The organism is Candidatus Poribacteria bacterium (assembly GCA_016866785.1).
In the GTDB taxonomy this organism is placed as follows: domain Bacteria; phylum Poribacteria; class WGA-4E.
The window spans coordinates 1-4826 of sequence record VGLH01000197.1; the positions used below are offsets into that span (position 1 = coordinate 1).

Annotated in this window: 5 protein-coding genes; 3 read left to right on the plus strand and 2 right to left on the minus strand. The window is 65.9% G+C overall.

The window, feature by feature from the left end:
* Positions 1 to 545 (minus strand): aminotransferase class I/II-fold pyridoxal phosphate-dependent enzyme (locus FJZ36_17985; GenBank protein ID MBM3216788.1); only part of this gene is annotated, 545 nt, incomplete at its 3' end.
* Positions 546 to 633: 88 nt separating this feature from the next.
* A complete protein-coding gene (locus FJZ36_17990; GenBank protein ID MBM3216789.1) occupies positions 634 to 2721 on the minus strand; it encodes a hypothetical protein in 2088 nt (695 codons plus the stop codon).
* Positions 2722 to 2895: 174 nt separating this feature from the next.
* Here FJZ36_17990 and FJZ36_17995 point away from each other — a divergent pair, with 174 nt between their 5' ends.
* The 3 genes from FJZ36_17995 to FJZ36_18005 all read left to right on the plus strand — a co-directional run.
* Complete coding sequence (locus FJZ36_17995) at positions 2896 to 3627, plus strand: phytanoyl-CoA dioxygenase family protein (protein MBM3216790.1); 732 nt, start codon at positions 2896 to 2898, stop codon at positions 3625 to 3627.
* Between the two features lie 22 nt (positions 3628 to 3649).
* Complete coding sequence (locus FJZ36_18000) at positions 3650 to 4462, plus strand: SDR family oxidoreductase (GenBank protein MBM3216791.1); 813 nt, start codon at positions 3650 to 3652, stop codon at positions 4460 to 4462.
* Positions 4463 to 4560: 98 nt separating this feature from the next.
* Positions 4561 to 4826, plus strand: a 266-nt coding sequence (locus FJZ36_18005; protein MBM3216792.1) for a transposase, incomplete at its 3' end; no start/stop codon positions are given.

The following is a 4826-nucleotide window of genomic DNA, read 5'->3' on the forward strand; positions in this document are numbered from 1 at the left end:
GTCACCTTGTCGAAGTACCGCGCCCCGATGGATTGGCAGCAGTCCTCGACGAGGAACAGGTCGTGGTCGTCCGCGAGCTTCTTGAGTTCGTTCAGACGCGCCGGCACGCCCTGCATGTGGACGGGGAGCAGGCAGCGCGTGAATGGCGTGATCTTACTCGCGACATCCTCCGGGTCGAGGCCCAGCGATTCGTCGATCTCAGCGATGACGGGAACCGCCCCGACCGCTACGACCGCCGCCGCCGTCGAGATGAACGTGTAGGCTGGGACGAGGACCTCGTCGCCGGGCCCGATGCCCAACCCGACCAGCGCGCTGATGATCGCGTTCGTGCCTGAGTTGACGAGCAGACCGTAGTTCGCGCCGACATAGGCGCAGGCTTCCCGCTCGAACTTCGTGCACTCCGAGTTCTCGTGGTCGTTGAAACGGAACAACGCGCCTGAGCGGATCACGCGCGCGACGGCTTCGACCTCCTGCTCGTCGATCAGGCTTCGCGCGGCGGCTCCACCGGGGAAACGCTCCTTCACGACGGGATCGCCGCCGTGCATCGCCAGACGCGGCTTCGCGCTCATCTCGTTCCTTTCGTGCAAACCCATGTCCCGCGCGATGCGGGAACCCGACCCAGACGCCGATCCCTCACGGAAGTTGCAGGTTCGCCGATGCGCCCAGCGCAGCGAATGCCGACCGGGCGATCCCGTACTCCTCCGTGACCACGTCCGCCTTTGCGGGCTGTTCCATCTCGTCGAGACAGCTCTCGATGGTGACGGACCGCGGCGCGATGGCTGCGACGACATCGCCCACGTCGTACCGTCCGATGACGCTTGGAATGAACCGATTCGGATGGTGCGTGTAGAGCTCGTTCAGCACGACCGATTTGTAGGACACCAGCAGGTCCCGGACCGTCACCGAGACGAACTGCTCGTCGAGCAGCGCGGCGTGGAGGGCGATCAGAGCCCCCATGCCGACGCCGAGGACGGACACGTCGCCCGCGTCGCCGCGCGACCTCGCGTAGTCCCCCGCGCGAACGACATCCCGCGCGCGCAGACCCACGAGCGGCTTTCCGAGCATGAAGCTCGTGTACGCCAGGTCTGTTTCAACGCCGTGGCGCTGGTAGTACCGCGACGGGTCGCCATGCGGCGATCGCGTCTCGCCGACGCCTCGGAAGTCGATGGCAATGACTCGGTTCCCGTCTCGCGCCAGCCGAAGCACCTCATCCATGTCCGCTGATTTGCCGCCCTCGTGGACGTAGATAACCGCCGGGAGCCGTCCAGCGCCCGTCGGCGCAGCGACCAGCGCCGGCACGATGATGCCCGGCTCCGATGTGAAGGCGACCTTCTCGACGTCGATGCCATCCAGCCGTTCGAGGGCGACTGTCCGCGTGGAAAGTGGCGCATCGCCCGTCTCCCACCCCAGTAGCTCTCGGGCAGCATCGACAACCGTGCGGCGATGCGCGGCGACGTCGTCGGCCGTGCCGAGTGTCGGTCGCGTGGGAATCGCATGGAGAGCAGCGTCCTTGAGGATGTCGTGAACCGTCGTGCCGCCCAGTGACGTGAGAACCTGACCCGTCGGCGTGCAGAGGAGCTCGGACTCGTCGACGGGCTGGATGTCGGGCTCGCGGTAGTCCGGCGTCGGCGTCTGGAGCCATCGGTTCATCCAGCGGATCATCGCCTCGCGCAAGCCGACGGAGAACGCGTGTTCCCCCTCTTCCTCGACGAGCTCCACGGCGTCCGGCGCTCCGACGCCCTCGTAGGCGCGGCGCAGCTCCGCGTACGCTTCGCGCGTGCCTTCGACCGGGAAGAAGTCGAGCGTCTTGGCGCCGATCTGAACGGGGCGTGGAGCCATCACCGAGAGCATATCCGAGTGGTCGATGCCCAGCTCGATCTGCGGGATCAGGTTCTGTTCGGCGTCCGCTCCCACGCGCGAGAGGAATCGGCGCATGAGCGTCGTCACGTAGCAGTTCGGCGACGCGGCGGCGATGCGCGGATCGACGGCGCACAGGTAGGTGGTCAGCGTCCCGCCGCCGGAGTTGCCGGTGACGCCGACGCGCTCCGGATCGACGTCGGGGCGCGATACCAGGTAGTCGAGGCTCCGTATCCCGTCCCAGATGCGGATCTGCGCCAGGTTCGTCCCAATGAGGTAGGCTTGACACCCTTGATGGCTGTGCTCCTGCGTCCCCTCGCCGACGCGCGATCGGCCGTCCTCGCGCACGATCTGGAAGCGCTCGCCCTGGGACACCGGATCGTAGGCGACGACGACGTACCCCTGCTTGGCGGCGGCGATATCGACCATCTGGTACGTGTCGTAGGCTTTGCCGTTGCTGGAATGCCCGCAGGGATGTAGGAGCCCTGGGAACGGGCCCTCGCCATCCGGCACGTAGACGTTCGCCGTCACGTAGAACCCCGGACGGCTCTCGTAGACGGCGTTTTCGACCCGATACCCGTCGTACTGAACCGTGCGGATGACGCGAGCGTTGAGGGGCGTCCGCTCGGGGAACCCCCCGAGCATCTTCTCCATGGACTCACGGACGTACGCCTGACGCGCCTCCCAGTCGCTGCTGGACGCGAGCCCGGCAAGGACGGCGGCGCGGGCGTCGTACTGCGACCTGGCGATCGACATGAGGTTCTCATGGAGCTGTTCCGGACGGTAGTCGGGAAGGCTCGGCACGACTTGCCAGCGATCATCCGGAGCGGCGGCTGCCATCGCTGCGAGCAATACGGGGAACACCCGGTGGCTCCCTCATGGACACTGAGCGCTGAACGCGAACACTCTACGCCGCCACCGTCACAGCGTCAACTGGCTGAGGCGTGCTCGGGCAGCGCACGTTGACGGTCGGCTCGCAACCACGTAGCATCGGTCGAACGGGTGCGACAATGACGGGTGACAAGGTGGAGGCGGCGCGTGGACGGATTCACCAGCGAGGAACAGCGACAGTACGAGGTAGACGGTTATGTGCACCGGCGCGGCGTCTTCTCCGGGGCGGAGTGCGACCGCGTGGTCCACTACATGATGGACCTGCACAGCGGCCGGAAGTCGTTGGAGGGCTTCAAGCCGCGCGAACCCAACGAGTGGGGACGCACGCACAACCAACACCTCTACGATCCCATGGCGATGGAGCTGCTGCTTCACCCGGCGCTCGAAGCCCCGCTGCGCTCCTGCTTCGGCGACGAGCCGGAGGGCGTCCAGACGATGTATTTCTGGCGCGGCTCCGAGCAGCGACGCCATCAAGACCAGTACTACCTGCCCGGATGCGCTGCCGCATGGATCGCGTTCCAGGACGTCGATGAGCGCAACGGCACGATCTGGATTCAGCCCGGTTCCCACAGAGGCAAACTCATCACGCAGGCGGACTTCAAGCCAGGGCCCGACGGTTCGCCCGCGCCGCTGTTCGGGAAGCATTACGACGACGCCGTCGATGAGCTCTTCGCCGGAAACGGTCTTCCAGAGCTGCCAGTGGTTGCGTCAAAGGGCGATGTCGTCTACTTCCACGGCGTGCTGATCCATCGCGGCGGGCCCATCCTCGACGATGGGTCATATCGGCATGTCATGGCGAACCACTACGTCGCGCTCGGATTCGATGGTTGGCCCTACGGCGGCTGGCCGCGGATTTCGTTCGACGGCACGCGACACTAGCGCCACCACCGAGACGGAGGGCATGGCTGTGGACAGATTCCGGCTAGACGGCAAGGTCGCTGCGGTCATCGGCGGCACGGGGGTCCTCGGCGGACACATCGCGTCGGGCTTCGCGTCCGCCGGCGCAGCCGTCGTCGTCATGGGGCGGCGTCAGGCAGAAGGCGACGAGCGCGTCCGCCTGATCCGGGACGCGGGCGGAACCGCCGTCTATGTCCGCTGCGACGCCATGGATGCCGCCAGCCTTGCCCAGGCGCATCGCCGCATCCGGGACGATTGCGGCGAAGTCGCGATTCTGCTGAACGCCGCCGGTGGGAACCAGGCGAACGCCACGGTCACTGCCGACAAGCCCTTCCAGAGCATCCAGCTGAACGACTGGCACGCCTGCGTCGATCTGAACCTGGTCGGCGGCGTCTTGCTCCCCTGTCAGGAGTTCGGGCCCCGGATGGTCGAGAACGGCGCTGGAAGCATCATCAACATCGCGTCGGTGTCGTCGCACCTTCCCTTGTCACGGGTCGTCGCCTACTCAGCGGCGAAGGCGGCGGTGCTCAGCCTGACCAAGTGGCTCGCCCGCGAGTGGGCGACGACCGGCGTGCGGGTCAACTCGATCAGCCCCGGCTTCTTCCCAGCAGAACAGAACCGACGTATGCTGTTCAATGAGGACGGCACGCCGACGGAGCGCACGAAGCTCATCCTCGGGCACACGCCGATGGGTCGGTTCGGCGATCCCGACGAGCTCATCGGCGCGGCAGTCTTCCTCGCATCGGACGCCGCGAGCAGCTTCGTCACCGGTTCCGATCTTGCCGTCGATGGGGGCTTCATGGCGACGACCCTCTGAGCCATCGAACTGACCTCATTTCCTAAGAGTCTATCTCAACCAGTGAATGGAACGTGCCGATAGTCTCCTGTGAGTTCGTCGATTCAGGAGTCTATCGCGTGCAAACGACCGACGATGCCAAGCCGGAACCCAAGCCGGAACCGACGATCTGGGCGGTTCCCGACGACGTGTGGGAGATCATCGAGGGGATTCTGAGCCGCGAGTATCCTCGACATCGGCAAGACCGCAAGCGTGTGCCGCTTCGCCCGGTGTTGGACGGGGTTGTCTACAAGCTGCGCACCGGCTGTCAGTGGAATCGAATCCCCAAGGAATACGGTGACGACAGCACGATCCATCGCCATTTCCAGGCGTGGTGCGAGATGGG

Bases quoted from the DNA above. Each gene is read 5' to 3' on its own strand.
- FJZ36_18000 (MBM3216791.1), top strand. From the start codon at position 3,650: ATGGCTGTGGACAGATTCCGGCTAGACGGCAAGGTCGCTGCGGTCATC.